Raw genomic sequence first — 21,619 nt, forward strand, 5'->3', positions numbered from 1 at the left:
TCTCCTCCGTTAGACAAATTCTCCGGCAATCGATACCAGTTCTTTTATAAGGTTTATCATCCATTCCTTTATTCTTTCGTCCATATTACACCCTATTCTGGATGAAACTTTCAATAGTTGGATAAAAACTGTTGTTTCAAATATATAAACCTAAATTAACTCGTTGTGCTAGATTAGTAATTTATCACTTAAAAATCAAATGTATATTCGTAAATCTTTCCAATGAATGTTTTTCCTTTTCAATAAATCGCCAAGTTTGTTTAAAAGTACCCGGAGCAATTAAATCTTCCTGGGAAATAAATTCAATAAAGTCTTCTACTTTACCTTCATACTCTTCTGCAAAATCATCAGCCATATCTGCCTTTTCATCATCTGTAAAATCTTTCAATTCATTAAAAAGAACATGCTCCAAATTGCAAGAATTAAAATAGATTCTATAACTGACACCATTGATTTTCCCGGAAGAATATAATTTTGATAATATTTCTGCTTTTTGAGTATGCTTTCGGATTAAATAATCCGGATATTTGGTCTCTATGCGATCCAAATAATACTGGACTCCCTCAACATCTTTTTCCACGATTACATCATTGCAAAAAGCTCCATCCATATCAACAATGTGTATAATTTTTAAAAAGTCCTCTACCTTGTACCTGTATTTTTGTTTTACTGATTCAATTAAATTGTTAATCTTGGATAGTATATTATCTGTTGATGTGTAATCCTTTGTCGTGATATCTCCATGAACTACTACAAACTGAATTTCCGCACTTGAAAAATATTCTTTTAAAATGGAACCCAATGCAGCTTCATCACTCGGTCCTTCTACAATGACTGCAATTACTTTTTTCTCATTCACTGCGAACACCCCGCCCTGCTTTTCTAAATGCTCTGGCAATTTTCAAACTATCGGTTTTTTCATAAATTTCTTCGGATTGACCACCTAATGTAATACTTCTGATATACATATTGCGAAGATTGTTACTTTCTCTTACATTCTTCATATGGATATAACGATTATTCGGATTCGTAGTGGAAAACATAATACTTTCCTTATCAATCATTTCAAGTGCTCGAAGATTATGTGAAGTGAAGATCAATTGTCCTTTTGCGTTCTTTTTGAAAATATCAAGCAATTCTCCCAACATGTATTCAAAAATTCCGGAATCAAGTTCGTCAATCACAAGACAAATCGAAGGATTTCCAAATGCCTGTATGAGTGCATTCAGAATGGAAATGATTTTAATAATTCCCTCTGATTCCATTCTGATTGGAATCTCTTTCATACCCTCTCTCTTTGACATTAATTCCAGTTTCCATCCTTCTTCTCCATCATCCAATGATTGTTTCCCGTAATTTTTAATCGTTACCTGCAATCCTGGAATAATTGTGTATAACACAATATTAATCTGTTCAACAATTGTCTCTAACAGATTTTTCCTTTCCTCGTCCACCAAGATCGGTTCTATCAAAGATACCGTAAAATCCCCTTTTGCTCCAATATTATCATTTTCAATCCGAAAAGCCATCGGTAAAACAAAATTAGCAGAAATCACTCCTGAATGTGTATTGCGAATCACAAATAAATCTTTCAATGCAAATTCAAACAGAGAAGAAATAATAACAGAGAATTGTTGAAATCCATTTTTATATTCTCTGCAGAATATTTCCCGACTGCTTTCACCAAAAATATAAGAGCAATTACTTTTTTCTGCCATTTTACGTGCTACAATCAAATCTGTTTTTATTTCTTTATTTTCTTCCAGTATTTCATCCAGTCTTTTCTGTGGTTTAAAAATGGCATTCGCTTGATCTCTTTGGTAATCCATAAATACAGTCTTATTGGTTCTGATTCCATTTTCATTTTTTGCAGCACTTAGTGTTTCTCGACTGATAACAACTTCTTTTTCTTCTCTGCTAAGACTTAATCTGTATCCTATTTCAAACACAATATCATCCATAAAAATATTGAAATCTGCAAAAATTTCAGCAGTATCGGAATCCATGTCCATGTAATCTTCTAATGACTGATCCAGATCGACCCCTATCATTACTTTTTGTAAAAAATACAAGGCATCAACAATTGCTGTTTTTCCCGAACCATTTTGGCCATAAATCCCAAGTATTTCCGCTTTATCCGCTGATAGAATTTTATTTACAGTATTCGGCATATATATAGTGCCCTTTTTTACATTTTTAATATTTGTCAATTGTAATGATGACAAACGAACAATCGGTCTTTTCATCTTTATTCTTCTCCTTACAACCATCATTTCACACTATATGCTATGACTATAACGATACCACAAAGCATTGATTTCTTCAATATTTTTCTCTGTTTCCGAATTTTTTATTCGTTTCTTTAAATTCTTTTTTTATATTTGTGACTCACCTAAAATTCTGCACATCGAATTTTTTCACTAAAATTTCACTATTTTTTCACTATTTTTCATTACTTCATTGTTTTCGCTAATGAAGTCAACAGTGCAGCCATCTCTGGATTAGCCAGTACTTTCATCAGAAGTTCTGGATCTACACCTTCTGGAATAGCAGTTGTTGGTACTGTCTGTATTTCTCTGAGCTGTGGATTCAAATTCTTCTTTTCGTAAAATGCTTGTTCAAATAATTCCGCATTCTTTCTTCGATCCTCATCAATAATATGCGAATACACATCTGTAACCATATTGATCTGTGAGTGACCTGAATCTCCCTGAACCGCTTTGATGTCTCCACCATTTAATTTCAATTCGTATGTAACACTTGTATGTCGCAAACTGTGAAATACAATCGGAGGAAGATTATGCTTTTCAATCTACTACCATGAGAGTAATGCTCTTTGGCAGGAAGACCTTACGAATACTGCTTTTTGTCTTTGGTGTTTTTAAGATACGAACTATTTTGCATTTCTTACTTTCTTCTGGAAATGTCAATAAGACATCCTCTTCTTTGGTTTCTTCTGTGTCCTATCGTGCAAAACAGTTTGCTCCTTTTGCTGCTTTAAAGGAATTTGAAGCCTGCGTATGTAAAAAGGAAGAACTCTACGTTCCTTACTTAGAACTCTCAGACGAAGCAAAAGAAGAAATTGACTTTAAATTGCGCATGCTCAATTACATGACAGGATCCGTCTGACTTATTTCCAGAAGAATCCAGAAAGCTTCCTGCCTGTTGAAGAGTACAAAAATAACCGGTACAGTAGTATACATTGACCCACTGCACCGGTATATTCGCATTGATGATACCGAGATTATACTGATATCCATTACAGAAATTGAAGCTTTATGATGAGACTTTCTGTAATAAGAAACTCACACCAAAACTGGAATTCTTATGCGTTTTGATTAATTTAAAAGGTAAGAATTATACGTCACTTTAATTTTTATTTAGCCCAACACTGTACTGCAGCAACTAAAAATTCTGCACAGCCATTCACATTTCGATTATAATATTGCAAAAATCGATCATCTGCCAAATACATCTGCACTAATCCATTATGCGCCTGCGCTGTATATTCCTTCCAGGTAAAACCCAACCACTCCTTATGAAGCATCACGATTCTTTTACCTGTTTCGCTATCAGGTTTTGCTCCTTCTTTTACCGCTTCTTCTAACTGGCGAAGTACTTCCTTTTCAAGATTTTGAAAACGTTCATAATCCTGCTCCGTCATATTCAAAATTTTTTTGTGAGATGCATCCACAGATTCATCTCCATATTTTTCTCGTGCTTCTTTTCCATATTTCTGTTCATGTTTTTCTACCAAACTTTCCTTAAATGCTTCAAATTTCATCTGATCGCTCATATGATATGCTCCTTTCCAATCATCCAATGTAAGTTCTACTGTTCTGATCAGAGCAAGAATCCGTTCTTTCTTCTTTAAAAGAACTGACAGATGTTCTTTCAAAGCTTCTTCCACATCAAAATCGGGCTGATGAATGATTTGCTGTATCACATCTAATTTCACATCATGTTCTCTATAAAACATAATCTGCTGAAGTAGATCAACTTCTTGTTTTCCATAAAAACGCATGCCATTCTCATTTACCTTGCAAGGCTTTAACAAATCAATTTCATCGTAATACCGTAATGTTCTTGTACTGATTCCTGCCAAATCAGCCAGTTCTCTGATGTTGTATTCCATCTTCCCACTCCTTTCATTACACTCAGCATAACAGTTAACGCAACGTCAATGTCAAGGGCTTTTTTCATCATATATTTATTATACATAATTTAATAAGTTTTTTTCAAAACAACAGGGGAAATCAGCTAATATCGATTTCCCCTTCCTGTTTCTATTCACAGTTCCATTACTTAATATTTCTTTCCTTTAAAAATCTTCTCTGTGCTCAGATTGACTGTTCTTCCATTTGCTCAATAATTCCTCAATCACCTGTTCCATCTGTGCACTGGTCTTCCGATGGTACTGCCATTTAAAATATCAATCATCTGACTTTGACTGATTTCACCATCCATCACTGCCTGACGCAAGAGTGAAATCTGCTTCTGATTTACATTTTCAGATTCATGGATATACTCACAACTCCAACCTTGGATTATCTTGTCTAAATAAGAGATTTCAACAGCGGCAGTGAATTGAAGTCGTTTGGAATCCACCATATAACACGACTGCTTCATCATCCTTCAACACGCAATGATTACTGGGACTTTACAATATGCTAATTGTTTCGCTGCATATTTTCTTTGATATCCAGATATGACCTCATAATAGCCATCCAGTGCTGGATAAACAAAAATCGGTGTTAAGATCCAACCAGATAAAGAAAAAACAGCCTATCTGGTCTAAATCTTCATTTCAAGATTTACGCCAGATAAACTGTTCTATCTGTGATGGCAATGCCACCAATAAAATATTGATTTTTGCTAACAGATGTTGGCAGATTCATTTTTCATCCATCTTTCTTTCGATTTCCATCATTTACTGTACTTTACACCAATTAACAGACCTAATTTTTGCGTATCAGAGTGCCAAACCCTTTTGGTGGCAGTTTCCAATGATTTTCATGTCCTTCTGCTAACAAAAGTTCATTGCTCAAAAATACAAAAATACCTTGAAAATAACCTTTGTAGCCAAACGTTTCCTGCGGGAATCGAACCCACAACTAGTGCTTAGGAGAGCGAATAGGTAGTGTCAATTCCAGACAAGAACTATCATTATAAGCCCTTTAAAGTCACGGCTTTTTTCTACTTCCGAGTCAAATCAAGTCAATTCCTGTACCCCACATATATGCCTTAGATAAGACCTGTTTATTAGCAGAATATTTGCATCAGCTAATACTTGGGGAATACCTTCGTGTCACCACCATTATGAAAAATATGGCTACCATCGTTCAAGCATTCGAGAATGATAAACAATATGAAATTGAATTGATTTCTACATATATAATACCGTACTTTAGACTGGTTGTCTACGGTGTTTTGACTACTGATAATGTAAATTTTTTATGCCAACATTTTTCCTTCTAAATAGGAACATCGCAAGTAATCCGGATTCGTATAATATACATTAGAATTAAAATCAGAAATTTCATCCGTAATAAATGATGAAAAAATATCATCTTTCTGTTTGTCCGTCATGAATAGATTCACGCTTTTCAAATGTAACTCCCATGATATATTACTTGTAGTGACATCCAAAACATTAGTAAAGTTATATTTTTCAGGCATTTACCTGATCTAAACATACTCTCCTGCAATATCAACATATTCCAACATATTATGAACAATATCACCTGTATTGAGAATTTCTATTTCAAAATCTTCTTCTCCAAAATCCATAATATGTCTTAAATTTATTGTCAAGTCTTTTGATTTACCTATAGAAAGAATCCATTTTGCACAATCATCTCCACATACAGACGCATTAAACACTTTTCCAGATTGGTCAAATGCCATCAGCATCAATGTCTTTACAGAACCTGACAGTTCTTTTGTGGAAATCGTTCCTAATACTGGACTTTGTATCAGATGAGAACTTATCACTTCTGACTTATCTACAGCTTTAATTATTCTGATTGATAATTCGTTTGTAATCCATTCATCCTCATATCGATTATCGAAATAAGTCGGAGGATGATAAATCGCATTCTCCATATTTCCTAAATATATTTTTAACATAGTGATCTCCTGCTACTTATAGTACATGCATATTCTCCAAGCTACTCATTTGTCCCATATATCCGATATAATTCATGGTAACTTTGCTTCAATGTTCCATACTTCCCGGATGTCCGGATCCCATAAATTTCTTCCACACTATATGGTAAAGCTGGCAAGGATTCTCTCGTTACAATCACATAATAATTATCTGTTTTCTGAATTTCTCTAGCAAACTCCTCAGTCTTGATAAAATCATTTCCCTCATCAATAAATACGATACTGTCCGTAATCTCCGCCAGTTGTCCTTTCCACAAAGCACCTTCCAGCACATAACATTTCTTATCGCATGTCAAATCTACCGGACTTCCTGTTGGATTGTTCACATATTCCTGAATTATATCTACAAGAGTAGTTTTTCCCGTAGCGCTGTCCCCGCGAATGATCGTTAAATTTTTCCGAATTTCAAAATCATATTTTAAGCGTTTTGTTGATACAATAACTCTATGTTTCCCTCTCATCGTACCACCCCTCCATTAGACAAATTCTCCTGCAATCGGTACCAGTTCTTTCATAGAATGAACAATTTCATTAGTATTCAAAATACGAATTTCAAAAGGTTCCTTACCGAAATCCATCAGATGCCTCAGATTTACAGTCCTGTCTTCCGATTCTGCAATTTTAAGCAGCCATTTCGCACAGTTATCTCCACAGGTTGATACGTTGAAAATTTTATCTTTATTAAACTTAAAAAGGATTAACGTTTTTACTCCTCCGGATAACCCGGTTGGCGGAATCTTTCCTAAAACCGGACTATCTATTACTCCACTATCCAAAACTGTTGACTTATCTACATCTTGAATCATTTCTTTCACAAAAGGATCTACAATCCAACTATCTTCATAATCATATTTAAAATAAGCCGATGTATTATATACAGCTTCTTTCATATCACCATAATAAATATTCAGCATTAAAATCCCTTCCTTTTTTTCGTATATTGTGATTTTCATTAAGACTTTTCGGGCATTTACCTGATTTAAACATACTCTCCAGCAATATCAACATATTCCAACATATTATGAATAATATCACCTCTATTGGGGAAGGTTCTCATTTTCCATAGCATCTTTCCGTACATAGAACGTTCCCCTCCCTGAACCGCACTTTACAATTATCTCTTCTTTTGTAAGCTTATTCAATGCATTTAAAACAGCTGATCGACTACCAATCGGGCATGCTGCGATAACCTCCGCACCAGTAAATTTACCTATTTTTTCAGTTACATAATTTTTAACAACATCATATACCGTACTTCTATTTTTTTCTGACATCAATCCAACTCGCTCTTCAAATTCTTTGTAACAAGCGAGAATTACCTGAAGCATATACTTAATAAAAGGAGTTGGATCATTCTCTTCCTCGTGCCATCCATAATCAATTCGTTCCAATACATCGTAATACGCATCTTTGGTTTTTTCAATCTGCTTCTCTATACTGATATACTTTCCAACTTCATATCCATTTTGATACAGAAGCAATAAAGTCAGTAATCTGCTCATTCTTCCGTTTCCATCATTGAATGGATGGATACAAAGGAAGTCAGAAATAAATGTTGGAATTAAAATCAACGGATCAACCGTTTCCATTGCCAATGTTCTTCTATAACTTTCACAAATTGCCTCTATTGCCTGTTCCGTTTCATACGGTGACAACGGAATAAATCTTGTTACTACTGTTCCATCAGCCTTTGTCTCATTGATATAATTCTGTGTATTCTTAAATTGACCTCCATAGGAAAGACCTGCATGTTTTAACAAATCACGATGTAATTGTAAAATATATGCTGTTCTAATTGGTATGAAATCATGACTCTCATGAATGGTATTAAGTACATCACGATATCCAACAATTTCACTTTCATCTCGTGATTTAGGTGTTGTTTTCTCATTCATAAGCTGTTTAATACGTGTACTTGTTGTAACAATACCTTCTATTTTATTTGATGCCTCTGTACTCTGTACACGTGCAATTTCTATCAAACGCTCCAGTTCAACCGGCTTCTGCCTTGTAAATAATTCCTGACGCCCTTTACATTCATGAATTTTTGCAATATATGACACGACTTCTCCATCCCACAATCTATCTGCTAATTTCATATAATCAAACTTTCTCACCTCTACACCTACCTTCCTTAGGTTTATCATCCATTCCTTTGTTCTTTCGTCCATATTATACCCCATTTTGGATGAAACTTTCAATAGTTGGATAAAAACTGCTGTTTTATATTTTAACTTGCTGAAAATTCTGCACATCGAATTTTCCACTAAAATTTCACTATTTTTCATTACTTCATCGCCTTTGCCAACGAAGCCAATAGTGCTTTCATTTCCGGATTTGCCAATACTTTTGCAAGCAGCTCTGCATCCACATCATCCGGCACATCTACTGTCTGAGTTGTGGTTTCCTCTCGCATCTTTGGATCCAGGTTTTTCTTCTCATAGAACGCTTCCTCGAATAATTCTGCATTTCGTCTTCGATCCTCATCAATAATATGGGAATACACATCTGTTACCATATCCACTTGTGAATGCCCGGAATCCCCTTGAACCGCTTTGATATCTCCGCCATTCAGTTTTAATTTATATGTCACGCTGCTATGTCTCAAACTATGAAAGACAACCGGCGGAAGATTATATTCTTCGATCAGTTTATTTAATTGTCCCCGGATTGCTCCGGTACCAATGGGATTTCCAAATGTCGTTGCCATCACCAAATTATAATCTATATATTCCTCACCTAAGACTTCTTTTACTTCGTCCTGCTCCGCTTTCCACTCAACCAACATATTAGCAACGCTTTTGGGAAGAAATACCTTACGGATACTGCTTTCTGTTTTTGGTGTTTTTAAAATCTGAACAGTTTTGTTGGTTTTATGTTGCGAAGGAAATACCAGCAACACATCTTTCCCTTCCAGATTTTTCAGAGTTTCCTTTGTTACCCGTTGTGTTTCTTTATTGATATAAACGTATGCACGATTCTCTTCGATTGCTTCCGGAGAAATATCTACACAATCCCAGGTCAAACCAAGCACTTCCCCTAATCGTAGGGAACAGGAAAATGACAGATTGATTGCCAGCTTCAGCCGTTCGTCTTCACAGACATCCATTGCATACATCAAGGTTTCTGCTGTCCAGATTTCCCGTTTCTGTGATTTATGTTTCGGCACCGTTGCATAGGTGCACGGATTTTTTTCTATCATCTCCCATTTGATTGCCTGCTCAAAACAATTACGGAGCAGCTTGTGGATTTCTCTGACAGTACTCGCAGAAACAAATTCATTTTTCTTATTCCCCTTCACCGGATTTCCGACTGCTTTTGTCTGTAGCAATCCCTGATAATATTTTTCCATAAAGCGGGTGTTAATCTCCGAAAGTTTCACAGAGCCAACCATAGGCTCAATATAATTTCTGATCAGCCCTACATTCCCTTCATAAGTGGATAATGCCCATTTTTCTTTTCCATACAAAGAAACGTATTCCGTGAGCAGATCCGACAATGTATTGCACTTTCTCACAACAAGTGCGCCCATTTCCTGTTTATATTCGATTTCTCTTTTTCGCTTCTTTGCTTCTGCTTTTGTATCATATGTTTCCCACTTCTGTCTCCGTTTACCGGAATCATCCTTATAGTTATAGATCACATTAAATTTTCCGTTTCGTTCTCTGATCGATGCCATGCTAATTCCCTTTCCTTTCTTCCAACCAAGCTTCAAATTCATCTCTTTTTACTCTGGATATGTTTCCAATCTTCACTGCTGAAAATTTCCCATCATCCATCCATTTGTAAATCATCCCTCTACTGACCTTTGCAAGAAACGCTGCCTCATCAAATGTCAGATAACTCAGATTTCCATTCTTACTACGATCTCCGGTTTTGGCTAATTTCTTTCGCCTGTAATTTGCCAAACTAAAATTTTGTTCCATTGACAACTCTTCATAATCGTTGGCCGGATCCAATTTATAATGATCTTGTCCATCTAAAAATTTCTGAAAGCTCTCTTTTGTAATTCTTTTCTTCTCTGCAATTTCAATCGTTTCAAAAAAATGGCTGTATTTAGAATTCTTCAAAATCTCATATACCTGACGTCTTGGAATTCCCAGAAGCCTTGCCATTTCTGGCATGGTAATTGTTGCTCCTTCCAGCTCCTTGTCCTTTTCCCTGTCTTTCTGTGTGCGATATTTCGATTGCTTCTCATACCATTCCTGAAAAGATTTTTTCGGAATCCTGATCCAGTAATCAACAGTAACTGTTTTTATACCGTCACGTCTAATCAGATCATAAACCGTAGTTTCACTAATCCCCAACATCTTGGCAACTTCTGATATGGAATAAGACCATTTTTTTAGGTTTTTCCCCGGTTCTTCCCCGTTCACTTTATGATACTTCACCTGGTTTGCATACCATTTCTCAAAGCTCGCAATATTCACTCGCATCTGTCCTGCGATTTCTCTGCATTCAAAATAATTTTTCTGAACCAGCCAGTATCTGCCTGTCTTCTTTAGTCCCAAAAGATTTCCAATCTCTGGAACTGTCATCCAGGTTTTTTCCTTTGGAGGAAGTCGTTTGTATTTACTGTTCTCCTCTATTTCTGAAAGCACTTCTTCAAACGAAGTTTCTTCTATAACAACTTGATTCATCTGATCAACTCTCCTTTCTTTTCTGCATCATACATCATTTTCAAATAAAAAATTAGGATGTCGATTGCGACTTTTTCTCTCAACCAACATCCCAGATTTTTTACTCCGGCTGTTTATCAAGCCAGTCATCAAAACTCTTTTTTGAAATTCTATACTTTCCTCCATCCAACTGGATCCATCGGAACTCTTTTTTCTTTAATAATGCATAGACTGTCGGGCGGCTTACATCTAAAATTTCCTGAATCTCTTTTACGGTATAACATCTTTTTTCTGACATATAAAAAACCCTCTTTCTTCTTTCATACATATAGGAAGGAAAAAGATCCTTCTATATAACGAAAGGAAAAAGAGGATTTTTACAGGGTGACTAAAAAAATTTATAATCCATTTCTATAAATCTCATTTATAACAGCCTGCGACTGCTCCATTTCTTTTTTCTTTATGATTTCTTCCCGGTCACTTAGGATTGCAATCATTTCATCTATCACATCTTCCAATCTGGGCTCTGTGTAACGATACAAGTATCCCAACATCCTGGTCGCTGTATAATCTGTATTCAGATTCTTATAGGCTATTTCTGCACAAAGTTCTTTCGGATATCCTTTGGTAAGTAAAACCTTATATAATTCATCTGTTCTTTCCGTTCCCATAAAGTATCACTCCTGTAAATTTCTCTCGGCTTAAATCAGTATGCCCTCCAAATGATCCAGCTCATGCTGACAAATCTGTGCAGTCCAACCATCAAGTTTCAATTTCTGTTTCTTCCAATTCATATCCAGATATTCAACTTCTATCATCTGATATCTCGTTGTCTTACGCACTCCTGTAAGAGATAAGCATCCTTCTTCAGTTTCATAAGGTGATTCTTTTCTTACCAATACAGGATTAAACATTACCACATCTACGAATCCCATATTTACAATAATGACACTTTTTTTCACACCGATCATATTCGCTGCCATTCCAACACATCCCTCACGGTTCGCAGCTAACGTATCCATTAAATCTTTTCCAACTTGAAGATCGGCTTTTGTTGCCGGTTCAGATTTTTGTCCCAGAAAAAATATATCTTTCATAATTGGTTTTACCATTTTCTTCATACCTCTATTCTCAAAATCGTTTTTTTTGCTTTGTTCTGAATTGTAGTATAGCAGTTTTTTTACTTTTTTTCTATCTCACCCTGTATTTTCTGCCCTGAGCCTTTCGTTATATGAGAGGGTTAATCTTTCAAGAGCAAGATCCACCCGGGTAATACCGTATCCTCATTTTATGAGAACGGTCTTATCCCCGGGTTAGGTATCTTGATGGGGATTACGTTTCCCCATACCCTCGCTTTTGCATCAAAGATGCAGTCAGTATCCACAAAAATGGATACTGCACTAATTCTCTATCGGAAGGGACAGCCGATAAAAATTAGTGAACTGTAACACTATTCGATGTCACAGTTTAGAAAGGAAGGAGGAGTATGCCACCAAAAGAAAAATCAAAGGAATTGAAGCATCGAAACATAATCTGTCTGAAACTTACAGACATTGAATTGGAAATATTAAATCAGGCCGCAAGCTCTGTGGGAATCTCTCGTTCAGAATATCTACGAAGATTGTTCCTAAATAGACCAATTCAAATTCATTATGAAGTTGTCGCAGACATCAAAGTACTTCGGGAGCTGGTCGGGCAATACGGTAAAATCGGTTCCAATCTGAACCAGATCGCCAAGTATTTTAATACCGGTGGAACTCATTCCCAGGCTATGGAAAATGAAATCCATCAATGTATCTCCGACCTCTTCCTCTTGCGAAAAAAAGTGTTAGAAATGGCAGGTGATTTTCATGGCAATACTAAAACACATCAAAAGTAGAAATGCCAACTATTCAAATGCCATTGATTATCTGCTTTTCCAACATGATGAGAGCACTGGAAAAAAGATAAAAGATGAAATGGGGCGAAGTCTTTTAAGAGATGAGTTCTACATGGATGGTCTCAACTGTGATCCGATGTCTTTTGACAAGGAGTGTAGTCTGACAAATGCGAAATTTCATAAAAACAAAAAATCATCTGAAATCAAAAGTCATCACTATATCATCAGTTATGATCCTGCTGATGCTATTGAATGTGATCTGACGGGAGAAAAAGCACAGGCTCTATCTTTAGACCTTGCCAAAAAAATATTTCCGGGATATCAGGCTCTTATCGTGACACATACCGATGGTCACAATGGTTCCGGCAATATCCATACGCATATTGTGATCAACAGCGTCCGTAAGGAAGCTGTCAGAAGGCAACGTTACATGGATAAGCCCCATGAAGAAATTGCCGGATACAAACACCGATCCACAAATAAATTCCTGAATTATTTCAAAAAGGAAATTATGGATATGTGCATCCAGGAGGGACTTCATCAGGTTGATCTTCTCTCTCCGGCTGAAACAAAGATCACACAGGCTGAATATATGGCCCAAAAATCCGGGCAGAAAAAATTAGAAGAGACCAACAAAAAAATCATTGCAGATGGATTGAAACCAAATGCCACAATGTTTCAGACGCAGAAGCAGGAACTCCGAAATGCCATCGAAGAATGCAGCTCGCATTCTAAAAGCTTTCAAGAATTTCAATCTCTTCTTTTTGAAAAATATCAGATTTCCGTCATTGAAGAAAGAGGAAGATATCGTTATCTCCATCCGGATCGGAACAAACGGATTACAGAGAAGGCTTTGGGAACTCAATACGGCAAAGAACATTTAGAACAGCTCTTCTTACGAAAAGATCCGATAACCATTCTTTATGTCAGATCGCATTTACGGTTGGTAGTAGATCTTCAGAAAAATGTGAAAGCAATGCAAAGTCCCGGATATGCTCATCGGGTAAAAATATCCAATCTTCAAGAAATGGCAAATACCATTATCTATGTGCAAGAACATGGATACAATACCCAAATCGAATTAAAAAATGCCTTTTCCGAATCTCAAAAACAGTTAGATCAGGCAACAGATCAGCTAATGAAAATGAATGCAGATTTGAAAAACATCAACCGTCAGATCCATTACACCGGACAATATTTTTCACAGAAAGCAATCTATACCGAATTTTTAAAGGCGAAAAACAAAGGCAGATTCCGAAAGGAACACACCACTGAAATTCAGGCATATGAAGAAGCCCGTGACTGGCTGAAATCTTTTTATCCCGATGGAAAGATGCTTCCTATCAAAACATTGAAGGAACAAAAAAACAGCTTGCAGGAACAGATCGACCAGCAAAAATCATCCATCCGATCTCTAAAGGATCTGACACAAGATTTAAGAACCGTAGACAAAAATGTGGAAGCAATTCTCCACAACCAGGTTCCGAAAAAGCAAAAGACACAGGAACCCGAATTATAAATCATTTTACGAAGGAGGAATTACAATATGACACAAAATGAATTTAATGTTGTCCTTGAACAACAATATCGAAAATGTGCCGATGTCCTGGCACACAAGAAGAAAGAATACACCGGAGACCGCATTGACCGCCTGAGTGCGTTTAAAATCGCTGCCTCATTACAGGGATGCACACCTAAGGCTGCTCTGGCCGGAATGATGTCGAAGCATGTCGTATCTCTCTATGACATGTGTTACTCTTCGCTGCTCCAATTTGACTTAGAACAATGGGATGAGAAGATCACAGACTGCATCAACTATCTCATTCTACTGAAAGCATTGATAAAGGAGGAACAAGCCTATGGATCACATTGAGACAAAGATTTTAAATAGTTATACCATTCAAGAAGCAGCTCAGAACATGGTATTCGCAGCAAGGCTTACCCAACAGGGGCATTCCATTCAAAACATGGATGATCTTATGGCTCTTTATCAGAAATCTTTTACAGATAAAACCGTAGATCGGATTGCCAGTCTTCCTCATCCAACCGTACAGAAATTTACGGTGATCACTGTTGCGATTGTGGGGGCAAGCAGACGTTTTCTTGCACAGATTACTCGTCATCAAAACGAAGTAAAATTCATGAGTGCATCTCTGCAATATAGCAACTATTCAGAAAAAGCTGCATTTACGATCCCATATGAAATCCTTTTTTCCGAACAGAGATACATTGATCTCTATCTGAAAAGCTGCTTATCGGATCTCAGATGTTATCAGGAATTGTGCTCTGTGGGATTTCATCATGATTCTGCAGGATATGCCCTCCCTCATGCTTTAAGAAATATTCTGATTATCTGCGCTACACCTTATGAGTGGAAACATATGATCAGTCAGCGAATCTGCAGGAGAAATACCGACGAAACAAGAATTGTAATGTTGGACATCTGGCAGAAATTATATGAATTTGATCCGGTGTTATTTTCACCGAAGCTGACCGGTCCTTTCTGCCAGAGGGGATGTTGTGAAGAAGGTGCTATGTCCTGTGGAATTCCTATCCCAAAAGAATGGTCTCCATTAGAAATAATGAGAGCAGATTATCCTCTGCTCGTAGAAGGGAGGGAAACTGTTTATGAAAATTAAATTGATCGACTTTGGGTTAGAGAAAGATCATTATCCTTTCCGACCTCATGAAAACGATGCCGGGGCCGATGTATATATGCCTTATGACTACACATTAAAACCAGGAGAGATTGCAAGAATCCCATTAGGATTTGGTCTCATGATTCCAGATGGATATGCCGGTTATGTTTTTCCAAGAAGCAGCATGGCAGCAAAAGGGTTGGTCTGCGAACTTCCGCCTATTGATTCCGGATATCGAGGAGAAATTCATGCCATCATCAGTAATGTTAGTTCAGAATCCCAAATACTCCGCAAAGATACCCGTGTAGGGCAACTGGTTATCACTCCGGTTCTAATCGCCGACTTTGTTCTGGATCTCGGAGAAGCAAGAGATATCGGGGCTTTTGGAAGTACCGGGGAATAAAGATCATAAAACCAGAGGTGCCGAATAATTTATGATTCGACACCTCACACACTCAAAATAACTTGCAGAAAGGAATAACTACTATGATTACATTTGGAAGAAAATTAAATCATTTGAGACAGAAAAATCATCTCACACAAAAAGAACTTGGTATCGCACTTGGCTTCCCCGAAGATTCTACTGATATCAGAATTACACAATATGAAGCAACTACAAGAAAGCCTCTCGATGAAATCCTTGTTAAATTGGATAAAATACTTGGAGTATTATCACTTTACGACAAAATTAACTAACCTTAACATTTGTTCCACTACCACTATAAATTTCTAATAATCCTAAGGTTAACTGCTTTGTGTGTAGATATAAAATTGTCAAACTGGAATTTTATTTTCGCTTACTACTCTATATCATCATCATGTTTATTAGTAAAAAGACTCCCAACAAACATTCCCACTCCCAGTCCTATAGCTAATCCTAATATAGTATGATTGAATACCACGCCTAATGCAGTTCCTACACCTACACCGATGCACATCCCATATATCATTCCATTATATTTATTAGTTTTTTTCATAACTGGTCTCCTTTGCAAATTCAAGATTTATTATTCTTTCCCATTCAATAGTTTATTTACTCTTTCAACCGGAAATCGGTCTTCAATGTCAATTATTTCAAAAAAATTTAGGGGCAATTCTTTTTCTCCAATCAGAGTAAGATATTCATTAACAGCTCTGCGATCAATCATTATTTGAGGAACTGGGCGGCAAATACGAAAGGCAAGGGGATTATTTGATACCGTGCTTAACTGTACCCGCCGAAGAAGAACAGGCAATAGGCATCTGGGGGCAACGGCATTTAGATTATCTAAAACAGTACCGTAAAGTTACATACACCAATCTTCTTACAAGCGGCAGGCTAAACGCCTACCTTGCCGACATCAACAGACAGGCACAGGAACGCTTTGAAAGGCTCATAGAGGGTATGAAACAGGCACAGGGCATAACGGAACAGCTAAAGGCAGAAAACGCCTTAGAATGGACAGGATGCCTCAATAACATAAGGGCTTGTGCGAGGGAGATTGTGGAAAAGGAAATTATTTTTGCATAAACAGATGATTAGTGGCAGGGGGAAATCCTGCCGCTTTTTCTGCTTTAGTTTGTCAGCTTGACAAATAAAGGGTTAAGGAATATAATTAGATTCAGTATTATACAAGGAGTTAATAAATATGCGGCAAGGTATTCTTAAATAAACTGTCAATTTGATAGTGGGAACAAAAAGTAGCAGTCCCGTTTCACTTTTAATATGGGGCTTAGTTTTTTGTACCCAGTTTAAGAATACTTTTATCATGTAATTTTATATGCCCGAAAACATATAAGTGTTTTGGGGCTATTGGAGTTATTTACCCAGTGATAGGAGTATTTATCACTGGGTATTTTTATGCCCTTTTTTGGGTGTTGATAGGAGGAAAATCACATGAAAATAATTAACTTAGGCATTCTGGCTCACGTTGACGCAGGAAAGACAACATTAACGGAAAGTTTATTGTATACCAGTGGTGCAATTGCAGAACTAGGGAGCGTAGATGAAGGCACAACAAGGACAGATACAATGAATTTGGAGCGTCAAAGGGGAATCACTATCCAGACAGCAGTGACATCTTTTCAGTGGGAGGATGTAAAAGTCAACATTATAGATACGCCAGGCCATATGGATTTTTTGGCGGAAGTATACCGTTCTTTATCCGTATTAGACGGAGCAGTATTATTAGTTTCTGCAAAGGATGGCATACAGGCACAGACCCGTATACTGTTTCATGCACTACAGATAATGAAGATTCCGACAATTTTTTTCATCAATAAAATTGACCAAGAGGGGATTGATTTGCCAATGGTATATCGGGAAATGAAAGCAAAGCTTTCTTCGGAAATTATAGTGAAGCAAAAGGTTGGGCAGCATCCCCATATAAATGTAACGGACAATGACGATATGGAACAGTGGGATGCGGTAATTATGGGAAACGATGAACTATTAGAGAAATATATGTCAGGGAAACCGTTTAAAATGTCAGAACTGGAACAGGAAGAAAACAGGAGATTCCAAAACGGAACGTTATTTCCCGTTTATCACGGAAGCGCTAAAAACAATCTGGGGATTCGGCAGCTTATAGAAGTAATTGCCAGTAAATTTTATTCATCAACGCCTGAAGGTCAATCTGAACTATGCGGGCAGGTTTTTAAGATTGAATATTCAGAGAAAAGGCGGCGTTTTGTTTATGTGCGTATATATAGCGGAACATTGCATTTGAGGGATGTTATTAGAATATCTGAAAAAGAGAAAATAAAAATCACAGAGATGTGTGTTCCGACAAACGGTGAATTATATTCATCCGATACAGCCTGCTCTGGTGATATTGTAATTTTACCAAATGATGTTTTGCAGCTAAACAGTATTTTGGGGAACGAAATACTGTTGCCGCAGAGAAAATTTATTGAAAATCCTCTCCCTATGCTCCAAACAACGATTGCAGTAAAGAAATCTGAACAGCGGGAAATATTGCTTGGGGCACTTACAGAAATTTCAGATGGCGACCCTCTTTTAAAATATTATGTGGATACTACAACGCATGAGATTATACTTTCTTTTTTGGGGAATGTGCAGATGGAAGTCATTTGTGCCATCCTTGAGGAAAAATATCATGTGGAGGCAGAAATAAAAGAGCCTACTGTTATATATATGGAAAGACCGCTTAGAAAAGCAGAATATACCATCCACATAGAAGTCCCGCCAAATCCTTTCTGGGCTTCTGTCGGGTTGTCCATAGAGCCGCTCCCTATTGGAAGCGGAGTGCAGTATGAAAGCAGAGTTTCACTTGGATATTTAAATCAATCGTTCCAAAATGCGGTTATGGAGGGGGTTCTTTATGGCTGCGAGCAGGGGCTGTATGGATGGAAAGTGACAGACTGTAAAATCTGTTTTGAATATGGATTGTATTATAGTCCTGTAAGTACCCCCGCAGACTTTCGGCTGCTTTCCCCTATCGTATTGGAGCAGGCTTTAAAAAAAGCAGGGACAGAACTATTAGAGCCATATCTCCACTTTGAAATTTATGCACCGCAGGAATATCTCTCACGGGCGTATCATGATGCTCCAAGGTATTGTGCAGATATTGTAAGTACTCAGATAAAGAATGACGAGGTCATTCTGAAAGGAGAAATCCCTGCTAGATGTATTCAAGAATACAGGAACGATTTAACTTATTTCACAAATGGGCAGGGAGTCTGCTTGACAGAGTTAAAAGGATACCAGCCAGCTATTGGTAAATTTATTTGCCAACCCCGCCGCCCGAATAGCCGTATAGATAAGGTTCGGCATATGTTCCACAAGTTAGCTTAACAGCTTGCAAAAGTCATATAAAATGAGATTTGAAAGGAGAATGTAACTTCATGTTTGCTAAAAATTCAAAGGCATATTCTGTCTACCTGCTGTTCCGATTTGTCTGTTCCCTGGCGGTTTCTATGTCCACAGTGCTTTCCATCGTGTACCACCTGGAGGTGGTGCAGCTGGATGCTTTCCAGCTTGTCCTGGTAGGGACGGTTCTGGAGACCTCCTGCTTTCTGTTCGAGATACCCACCGGTGTGGTGGCGGATTTGTATAGCCGTCGGCGCTCGGTGCTGATTGGAATGTTCCTCTACGGCCTGGGCTTTCTGATGGAGGGTGCGCTACCGTGGTTCGCGCCGGTTCTGCTGGCCCAGGTTGTCTGGGGTTGCGGTGATACCTTCATCACCGGCGCTCTGGAGGCGTGGATTGCCTCGGAGGAAGAGGACAAACCCATAGACAAGGTGTTCCTGCGGGGCAGTCAAATGGGGCAAATCGGCGGCGTTCTGGGCGTGGTGCTGGGCACACTGCTGGGAAACATAAACCTGCAAATGCCTGTCATCTTGGGGGGCAGTTTGTGCTTGTTGTTGGGGCTGGTGTTGGTTCGCATCATGCCAGAAACCAACTTCTCCCCTGCTATTGAGGAACGGCAGGGCTTGCTTAAAGACTTTGTCTGCCTGTTCAAGCTCAACCTGGGCTTTGTGAAAGGCGCACCTGTGTTGCTGGCGCTCTTAGCAATCACACTATGCGGGGGACTTGCCAGTGAAGGCTTTGACCGGCTCTCCACCGCTCATTTTCTGGATGACACGGTAATACCCGTTATCGGGCCGCTGAACAGCGTCACTTGGTTCGGTGTTATCAGTCTTATCGGCAGCGGCTTAGGTATTCTGGCTTCTCAGTTGCTCATCGCCCGCATGGAGAAAAAAGGGACTGTCAGCCGAACCAGTGTGGTCATGTCCACCAGCGCCGGGTATATCCTGTGCCTGGTTCTCTTCGCGGTGGGGCGGAGCTTTTGGTTCATGTTGTTGGTGTTCCTGCTGGCGGGGCTTATGCGCACCATCAAGGAGCCTGTGCTGGCCGCCTGGATGAACGACCATGTGGATGAGAAAATGCGCGCCACAGTCTTTTCCACCAGCGGACAGCTGGACTCTTTCGGGCAGATCATCGGCGGGCCTATTGTGGGGCTGGTAGCCCAGCAGGTGTCCATACCCTGGGGGCTGGTCTGTACCGCTTTCCTGCTGTTGCCCGCGCTGTTCTTAGTGCCGGTGGCGGGAAAGAAGCGGGATTGATATGGCATAGTTAAGTTTACTGACGAGCGGGAGATTACTTCCGCTCGTCTTCATTTAGTAGCGCAAAATTTGAGGACTCTTTATTTCCTTATTCGGTATAGCGGAGGCGGCTGTCAATTCGACATAATTTTCTTGTGATACTTTACCGTACATGAGCATTTGTTTCGTATTTGAAAGAACAAACTCACCAAATAAAAAAAACGATATTCGGGTGGGTTATTTTGTTATAGGATCATACGTGGAACTGTGATGTCATCCCAAAGGATATGCAGGACATTCCGATAGAAAAAACGGATGGCAGAATTGTAAAGATTCAGAGTTGTGGCTTTCAGTCCTTCCTCTTTTTTCACAAGCAAAAAAGCCCTGACATCCTGACAGGTAAGTTCTTTGGGATTCTTATTCTGATATTTCAGAAAGTAAGAAACATAGTTTTTATAGCAACTGATGGAACGTTCTTTGAGGTTACGAATTTTCCCGGCTTCCTCAAGCTGTTCTAAATATTTTTCATACATAATAAAATCCTCCCTATAAAATCAGTAGTTATCAGAAACACTACTTTATACGGAGGGGCATTGGGGTCATAAAACCGCTTGCCAACCAAGTGGAATGGTGGTATTCTTTTCATAGGCAGTGGAGAGGTCGATCCTGTTTGATTGTTATTTTGTGGTGATTTAACAATACTACTTTTAGGACTTGCTTTCCACTGTTTTGTTATAAAAAACAGAAAATCGCTATGCCACAGCCTTGGCAGGCCATCGCGTAGCGATTTTGTTCAATTAGAATTTGACGGGGAGGTCTCATGAGGACAGAATATAAACACAATCCGCCCATTCCATATAGTCTGCATGATATGCGGGTCAAAAAGATTATAATTCAAGATAAAACAATAGTCCTTGAATTCGAGGACGGATATGAAAAACTTACAGAACCTTTTGAACAGGTCGAGGGAAACATCACAATCGAAGGTGTGGATTTTGATTGTACCTGCGTTATGTTGCAGAGCAAATGGGGAAACTATGGAAAATTCAACGGTGAGAAATTAGAACTGGAACGCTTTATAAAGAGATACAAAAACTATAGCTTTGAAATTGTAGATGAATTATACGGGTATAATCAAGTATTGTATTCTGGTTATTTATCTATCTTAGAAACAGAAGATTTAGTTCAAATGGACATTTCAATTTACTTTACGGGCAAAATTATTTACGATACAAAAGAGTAACAAATTCTAATTTTCAATTTTACAA

Annotated in this window: 25 protein-coding genes and 2 pseudogenes; 10 read left to right on the forward strand and 17 right to left on the reverse strand. The window is 38.1% G+C overall.

Annotated elements, in window-relative coordinates:
* Positions 1–184: 184 nt before the first annotated feature.
* The 15 genes and pseudogenes from ACGG81_RS13640 to ACGG81_RS13710 form a co-directional block, all read right to left on the reverse strand.
* Positions 185–859: a hypothetical protein gene (locus ACGG81_RS13640; RefSeq protein ID WP_330678884.1), complete on the reverse strand. Its 675-nt coding sequence runs from the start codon at positions 857–859 to the stop codon at positions 185–187.
* Complete coding sequence (locus tag ACGG81_RS13645) at positions 852–2,246, reverse strand: AAA family ATPase (RefSeq protein ID WP_270602092.1); 1,395 nt, start codon at positions 2,244–2,246, stop codon at positions 852–854. The genes ACGG81_RS13640 and ACGG81_RS13645 overlap by 8 nt, the downstream gene beginning before the upstream one ends.
* A 206-nt stretch (positions 2,247–2,452) precedes the next feature.
* Positions 2,453–2,942, reverse strand: a pseudogene (locus tag ACGG81_RS13650) (site-specific integrase); the annotation flags it as partial.
* A gap of 434 nt (positions 2,943–3,376) precedes the next feature.
* Positions 3,377–4,135, reverse strand: a complete 759-nt coding sequence (locus ACGG81_RS13655; protein WP_390108846.1) for a MerR family transcriptional regulator — start codon at positions 4,133–4,135, stop codon at positions 3,377–3,379.
* Between the two features lie 245 nt (positions 4,136–4,380).
* Entirely contained in the window at positions 4,381–4,632 is a 252-nt protein-coding gene (locus tag ACGG81_RS13660; protein ID WP_270602088.1) for a hypothetical protein, read from the reverse strand.
* Positions 4,633–4,635: 3 nt separating this feature from the next.
* Positions 4,636–4,761 (reverse strand): ParB N-terminal domain-containing protein, encoded by a 126-nt coding sequence (locus tag ACGG81_RS13665; protein ID WP_390110404.1) that lies wholly within the window; start codon positions 4,759–4,761, stop codon positions 4,636–4,638.
* A 927-nt stretch (positions 4,762–5,688) separates the two neighbouring features.
* Positions 5,689–6,129: a DUF4869 domain-containing protein gene (locus ACGG81_RS13670; protein ID WP_009247014.1), complete on the reverse strand. Its 441-nt coding sequence runs from the start codon at positions 6,127–6,129 to the stop codon at positions 5,689–5,691.
* A 41-nt stretch (positions 6,130–6,170) separates the two neighbouring features.
* On the reverse strand, positions 6,171–6,629 hold the full coding sequence (locus tag ACGG81_RS13675; RefSeq protein ID WP_008977274.1) for a Fis family transcriptional regulator: 459 nt from the start codon (positions 6,627–6,629) through the stop codon (positions 6,171–6,173).
* Between the two features lie 15 nt (positions 6,630–6,644).
* On the reverse strand, positions 6,645–7,082 hold the full coding sequence (locus ACGG81_RS13680; protein ID WP_008977275.1) for a DUF4869 domain-containing protein: 438 nt from the start codon (positions 7,080–7,082) through the stop codon (positions 6,645–6,647).
* A 123-nt stretch (positions 7,083–7,205) separates the two neighbouring features.
* Complete coding sequence (locus tag ACGG81_RS13685) at positions 7,206–8,456, reverse strand: Fic family protein (protein WP_008977276.1); 1,251 nt, start codon at positions 8,454–8,456, stop codon at positions 7,206–7,208.
* Positions 8,456–9,847, reverse strand: a complete 1,392-nt coding sequence (gene xerC, locus ACGG81_RS13690; RefSeq protein ID WP_039925177.1) for a tyrosine recombinase XerC — start codon at positions 9,845–9,847, stop codon at positions 8,456–8,458. Before xerC ends, ACGG81_RS13685 begins: the two co-directional genes overlap by 1 nt.
* 1 nt (position 9,848) lies before the next feature.
* Complete coding sequence (locus ACGG81_RS13695; RefSeq protein WP_009247017.1) at positions 9,849–10,808, reverse strand: helix-turn-helix domain-containing protein; 960 nt, start codon at positions 10,806–10,808, stop codon at positions 9,849–9,851.
* Positions 10,809–10,908: 100 nt separating this feature from the next.
* Positions 10,909–11,085 (reverse strand): helix-turn-helix domain-containing protein, encoded by a 177-nt coding sequence (locus ACGG81_RS13700; RefSeq protein ID WP_009247018.1) that lies wholly within the window; start codon positions 11,083–11,085, stop codon positions 10,909–10,911.
* Between the two features lie 100 nt (positions 11,086–11,185).
* Entirely contained in the window at positions 11,186–11,458 is a 273-nt protein-coding gene (locus ACGG81_RS13705; RefSeq protein WP_009247019.1) for a hypothetical protein, read from the reverse strand.
* 30 nt (positions 11,459–11,488) lie between these two features.
* Positions 11,489–11,899, reverse strand: coding sequence for a peptide deformylase (locus ACGG81_RS13710; protein WP_009247020.1), 411 nt, complete (start codon positions 11,897–11,899; stop codon positions 11,489–11,491).
* A 374-nt stretch (positions 11,900–12,273) separates the two neighbouring features.
* On the opposite strand from ACGG81_RS13710, the gene ACGG81_RS13715 reads away from it, so the two are divergent.
* From ACGG81_RS13715 to ACGG81_RS13740, 6 genes are all read left to right on the forward strand, one after another.
* The gene (locus tag ACGG81_RS13715; RefSeq protein WP_016439442.1) at positions 12,274–12,666 is read left to right on the forward strand and encodes a plasmid mobilization protein; all 393 of its coding nucleotides are present in this window, start codon (positions 12,274–12,276) and stop codon (positions 12,664–12,666) included.
* The gene (locus ACGG81_RS13720; RefSeq protein ID WP_390108853.1) at positions 12,638–14,185 is read left to right on the forward strand and encodes a relaxase/mobilization nuclease domain-containing protein; all 1,548 of its coding nucleotides are present in this window, start codon (positions 12,638–12,640) and stop codon (positions 14,183–14,185) included. The genes ACGG81_RS13715 and ACGG81_RS13720 overlap by 29 nt, the downstream gene beginning before the upstream one ends.
* 27 nt (positions 14,186–14,212) lie before the next feature.
* The gene (locus tag ACGG81_RS13725; protein ID WP_004606466.1) at positions 14,213–14,539 is read left to right on the forward strand and encodes a hypothetical protein; all 327 of its coding nucleotides are present in this window, start codon (positions 14,213–14,215) and stop codon (positions 14,537–14,539) included.
* The gene (locus ACGG81_RS13730; RefSeq protein ID WP_009247023.1) at positions 14,526–15,305 is read left to right on the forward strand and encodes an FAD-dependent thymidylate synthase; all 780 of its coding nucleotides are present in this window, start codon (positions 14,526–14,528) and stop codon (positions 15,303–15,305) included. The genes ACGG81_RS13725 and ACGG81_RS13730 overlap by 14 nt, the downstream gene beginning before the upstream one ends.
* On the forward strand, positions 15,295–15,708 hold the full coding sequence (locus ACGG81_RS13735) for a dUTP diphosphatase (RefSeq protein ID WP_009247024.1): 414 nt from the start codon (positions 15,295–15,297) through the stop codon (positions 15,706–15,708). Before ACGG81_RS13730 ends, ACGG81_RS13735 begins: the two co-directional genes overlap by 11 nt.
* A gap of 83 nt (positions 15,709–15,791) precedes the next feature.
* Positions 15,792–16,001, forward strand: coding sequence for a helix-turn-helix domain-containing protein (locus ACGG81_RS13740; RefSeq protein ID WP_009247025.1), 210 nt, complete (start codon positions 15,792–15,794; stop codon positions 15,999–16,001).
* Between the two features lie 104 nt (positions 16,002–16,105).
* Here the strand turns inward: ACGG81_RS13740 and ACGG81_RS13745 are convergent, their stop codons facing one another.
* Complete coding sequence (locus tag ACGG81_RS13745; RefSeq protein WP_008976817.1) at positions 16,106–16,282, reverse strand: hypothetical protein; 177 nt, start codon at positions 16,280–16,282, stop codon at positions 16,106–16,108.
* 182 nt (positions 16,283–16,464) lie between these two features.
* Here ACGG81_RS13745 and ACGG81_RS13750 point away from each other — a divergent pair, with 182 nt between their 5' ends.
* The 3 genes from ACGG81_RS13750 (at position 16,465) to tet(40) (ending at position 20,372) form a co-directional block, all read left to right on the forward strand.
* The gene (locus ACGG81_RS13750; protein WP_035102904.1) at positions 16,465–16,815 is read left to right on the forward strand and encodes a TnpV protein; all 351 of its coding nucleotides are present in this window, start codon (positions 16,465–16,467) and stop codon (positions 16,813–16,815) included.
* A 366-nt stretch (positions 16,816–17,181) separates the two neighbouring features.
* Positions 17,182–19,101 (forward strand): tetracycline resistance ribosomal protection protein Tet(O), encoded by a 1,920-nt coding sequence (tet(O), locus tag ACGG81_RS13755; RefSeq protein WP_000691758.1) that lies wholly within the window; start codon positions 17,182–17,184, stop codon positions 19,099–19,101.
* A gap of 50 nt (positions 19,102–19,151) precedes the next feature.
* On the forward strand, positions 19,152–20,372 hold the full coding sequence (tet(40), locus tag ACGG81_RS13760) for a tetracycline efflux MFS transporter Tet(40) (RefSeq protein WP_009247026.1): 1,221 nt from the start codon (positions 19,152–19,154) through the stop codon (positions 20,370–20,372).
* A 227-nt stretch (positions 20,373–20,599) separates the two neighbouring features.
* Here tet(40) and ACGG81_RS13765 read toward each other — a convergent pair.
* Positions 20,600–20,884 (reverse strand): annotated as a pseudogene (locus ACGG81_RS13765) (phage integrase N-terminal SAM-like domain-containing protein); the annotation flags it as partial.
* 287 nt (positions 20,885–21,171) lie between these two features.
* Between ACGG81_RS13765 and ACGG81_RS13770 the strand changes: the two are divergent.
* Positions 21,172–21,594 (forward strand): hypothetical protein, encoded by a 423-nt coding sequence (locus tag ACGG81_RS13770; RefSeq protein ID WP_002801797.1) that lies wholly within the window; start codon positions 21,172–21,174, stop codon positions 21,592–21,594.
* Positions 21,595–21,619 lie beyond the last annotated feature (25 nt).

The sequence above is a fragment of the Faecalimonas umbilicata genome (assembly GCF_042846195.1).
Classification (GTDB): domain Bacteria; phylum Bacillota; class Clostridia; order Lachnospirales; family Lachnospiraceae; genus Faecalimonas; species Faecalimonas umbilicata.

Excerpts from the sequence above, each read along its gene's own strand:
- ACGG81_RS13645 (WP_270602092.1), bottom strand. The coding sequence starts at position 2,246 with ATGAAAAGACCGATTGTTCGTTTGTCATCATTACAATTGACAAATATT.
- ACGG81_RS13655 (WP_390108846.1), bottom strand. The coding sequence starts at position 4,135 with ATGGAATACAACATCAGAGAACTGGCTGATTTGGCAGGAATCAGTACA.
- ACGG81_RS13660 (WP_270602088.1), bottom strand. The coding sequence starts at position 4,632 with ATGATGAAGCAGTCGTGTTATATGGTGGATTCCAAACGACTTCAATTC.
- ACGG81_RS13670 (WP_009247014.1), bottom strand. The coding sequence starts at position 6,129 with ATGTTAAAAATATATTTAGGAAATATGGAGAATGCGATTTATCATCCT.
- ACGG81_RS13675 (WP_008977274.1), bottom strand. The coding sequence starts at position 6,629 with ATGAGAGGGAAACATAGAGTTATTGTATCAACAAAACGCTTAAAATAT.
- ACGG81_RS13680 (WP_008977275.1), bottom strand. The coding sequence starts at position 7,082 with ATGCTGAATATTTATTATGGTGATATGAAAGAAGCTGTATATAATACA.
- ACGG81_RS13685 (WP_008977276.1), bottom strand. The coding sequence starts at position 8,456 with ATGAAAAATAGTGAAATTTTAGTGGAAAATTCGATGTGCAGAATTTTC.
- xerC (WP_039925177.1), bottom strand. The coding sequence starts at position 9,847 with ATGGCATCGATCAGAGAACGAAACGGAAAATTTAATGTGATCTATAAC.
- ACGG81_RS13695 (WP_009247017.1), bottom strand. The coding sequence starts at position 10,808 with ATGAATCAAGTTGTTATAGAAGAAACTTCGTTTGAAGAAGTGCTTTCA.
- ACGG81_RS13700 (WP_009247018.1), bottom strand. The coding sequence starts at position 11,085 with ATGTCAGAAAAAAGATGTTATACCGTAAAAGAGATTCAGGAAATTTTA.
- ACGG81_RS13705 (WP_009247019.1), bottom strand. The coding sequence starts at position 11,458 with ATGGGAACGGAAAGAACAGATGAATTATATAAGGTTTTACTTACCAAA.
- ACGG81_RS13710 (WP_009247020.1), bottom strand. The coding sequence starts at position 11,899 with ATGGTAAAACCAATTATGAAAGATATATTTTTTCTGGGACAAAAATCT.
- ACGG81_RS13715 (WP_016439442.1), top strand. The coding sequence starts at position 12,274 with ATGCCACCAAAAGAAAAATCAAAGGAATTGAAGCATCGAAACATAATC.
- ACGG81_RS13720 (WP_390108853.1), top strand. The coding sequence starts at position 12,638 with ATGGCAATACTAAAACACATCAAAAGTAGAAATGCCAACTATTCAAAT.
- ACGG81_RS13725 (WP_004606466.1), top strand. The coding sequence starts at position 14,213 with ATGACACAAAATGAATTTAATGTTGTCCTTGAACAACAATATCGAAAA.
- ACGG81_RS13730 (WP_009247023.1), top strand. The coding sequence starts at position 14,526 with ATGGATCACATTGAGACAAAGATTTTAAATAGTTATACCATTCAAGAA.
- ACGG81_RS13735 (WP_009247024.1), top strand. The coding sequence starts at position 15,295 with ATGAAAATTAAATTGATCGACTTTGGGTTAGAGAAAGATCATTATCCT.
- ACGG81_RS13740 (WP_009247025.1), top strand. The coding sequence starts at position 15,792 with ATGATTACATTTGGAAGAAAATTAAATCATTTGAGACAGAAAAATCAT.
- ACGG81_RS13745 (WP_008976817.1), bottom strand. The coding sequence starts at position 16,282 with ATGAAAAAAACTAATAAATATAATGGAATGATATATGGGATGTGCATC.
- ACGG81_RS13770 (WP_002801797.1), top strand. The coding sequence starts at position 21,172 with ATGAGGACAGAATATAAACACAATCCGCCCATTCCATATAGTCTGCAT.